Annotated in this window: 1 protein-coding gene; it reads right to left on the bottom strand. The window is 40.8% G+C overall.

Translation table 11 applies throughout. The features are described from left to right. Positions 1-245: 245 nt before the first annotated feature. On the bottom strand, positions 246-2,420 hold the full coding sequence (locus tag V7659_RS03030; protein WP_335538012.1) for a Tex family protein: 2,175 nt from the start codon (positions 2,418-2,420) through the stop codon (positions 246-248). Positions 2,421-2,539 lie beyond the last annotated feature (119 nt).

The raw sequence follows: 2,539 nt of genomic DNA, 5'->3' as shown, positions 1-2,539 counted from the left end.
GTTAAACTGTAAGTGAGTCATTTAATTCCTCTTTTCATTGTTTATCGTCGCTGAAAACAGTGTTGCCAAGAGTGAATAAAATGACTCTTTCTTTTTACACAATTATATGGACTTAATCGTTTAATTCCGCCAAACTCCATTTAAAGTCCATTTTTTAATAACAAAAAATAAAGACCATATCGCTAAGCGATATGGTCCTCTCTATTAATCATGGTAATCCTGTTTAATGAACTTTGTACTCTCTACTATTTCGATGGTGCAAGCATCGTTAACGCTACCCGGCCTTTTTTCATATCAACCGAATCTACCCATACGGTGACAACATCCCCTACCGATACAATGTCTAAAGGATGCTTTACAAATCGGTTGCTGAGTTTGGATATATGAACGAGACCGTCCTGCTTCACGCCGATATCGACAAACGCACCGAAGTCGACTACATTTCGGACTGTACCTTGCAGTTCCAATCCAGCACTAAGGTCTTCAAGCTTTAAAACATCTTTTTTCAATAGAGGGCGAGGTAATTCATCACGTGGGTCTCGTTCCGGTCTTACCAACGCATCAATAATATCCTTTAGCGTTAGCTCCCCAATGGCAAGTTCTTCAGAAACGGATGTTAAATTGAGACCATTTAGGGCTGTTTTCAACTCTTCCGAACCAAGATCATCGGTTGTAAATCCGAGACTTGCTAATAATTTCTTCACTTCATCGTAATTTTCCGGATGAATCCCTGTGCGATCAAGCGGCTGTTTGCCATCCAACACTCGTAAGAACCCAATCGCCTGCTCATAGGTTTTCGCCCCTAGACGAGGAACCTTCTTTAATTGAACCCTGCTCGTAAATTTCCCTTCCTCTTCACGCTTTTTAACAATATTATTTGCAGCTGTCTTGTTCAGTCCAGCAACATATTGTAAAAGTGATGGAGAGGCGGTATTAACATTCACACCAACCTGGTTAACTGCCGTTTCGACAACAAAGTGTAACGATTCTGATAATCGTTTTTGAGAAACATCATGCTGGTATTGACCGACGCCAACAGATTTCGGATCAATTTTCACCAATTCTGCTAATGGATCCTGCAAACGGCGGGCAATGGATGCCGCACTTCTTTCTTCTACCTGGAGATTCGGAAACTCTTCTCTGGCAAGTTCAGATGCTGAGTACACACTCGCACCGGCTTCATTGACGATCAAGTAGAAAATTTCCTCATCCATTTCCTTTAAGATATCCGCAACAAACTGTTCTGTTTCCCTTGAAGCTGTCCCATTTCCGATCGCAGCCATCTCTACTTTATAGTCGCGAAGGATGTTAATAAACTTTTCACGGGCTTCTTTCGTTTTTGAAACAGGTGGATGTGGATAAATTACATCAATTTTCAGTACCTTGCCTGTTTCATCCACTACTGCCAGTTTACAGCCTGTCCGGTAAGCCGGGTCAACCCCGATAACCACTTTACCTTTTAACGGCGGCTGCAAAAGTAAGTTCCGAAGATTTTCAGAGAATATATGTATGGCTTGTTCTTCACCTTTTTCCGTTAATTCACTGCGGATTTCGCGCTCGATCGAAGGTTGAATCAATCGTTTATAACTATCCTCCAGTGCCTCAAGCACAACAGGTGCTGCCGGTGAATGCTGGGCACGAATCCATTTTCTCGACAAATAGGACAGGATTAAATCTGAATTCATCTTTAAGGATACTCGCAAAATGTCTTCCTTTTCCCCGCGGTTTAGAGCGAGAATTCGATGTGGGACAATTTTATTTACTGGTTCCTCATATTCATAGTACATTTCATAGACGTTTTTCTCGTCTTTTTCCGCATCTTTCACTACCGATACAACTGCACCAGATTTAAACGTTTCCTTCCGAATCCATTTTCGGCTTTCGGCATCATCTGAAACCCGTTCAGCAATAATGTCTTTCGCACCTGAAATGGCATCCTCAGCCGTGAGGACTTCTTTTTCCTCTGATAAAAATTGTTTTGCTTTTTCCTCAATCGATTCTTTTGAGAATGTCAGTAGCCATTCAGCTAATGGTTCAAGCCCTTTTTCCTTCGCAACCGTTGCTTTAGTCCGTCTTTTTTGTTTATAAGGTCTGTATAAATCTTCAACCTCTTGAAGCTTCTCAGCCTTAGTGATTGAAGCGCTCAGTTCGTCAGTTAATTTCCCTTGCTCAGCAATAATGCGGATAACCTCTTCTTTTCTTTGCTCGAGGTTTTGGACATACTGCCAGCGTTCTAAAATATTTCTGATTTGGACTTCATCAAGTGCTCCTGTCATTTCTTTACGATATCGAGCAATAAAAGGAACTGTATTGCCTTCATCTAATAATGAAATAACACTGTTTACTTGTTTAAAAGATATTGCTAACTCAGCAGCAATTTTCTTTAACAACTGATCATCTTTTACGATTGTATCATTCACAAAACTTGCCCTCCATTCCTTTTATTCTATTGTAGCAGAATAAACTTTCCGTTTCATTAAACGGCCATTCCACACGATTTTATCAAGGCTGTATTAGACAAGGCTGTTGATTTCCACTC

The sequence above is a fragment of the Neobacillus drentensis genome, from assembly GCF_036966985.1.
Taxonomy (GTDB): domain Bacteria; phylum Bacillota; class Bacilli; order Bacillales; family Cytobacillaceae; genus Neobacillus; species Neobacillus drentensis_E.
Note: the sequence above shows the minus strand (reverse complement) of the source record. Positions and strands in the feature narration are given on the sequence as shown.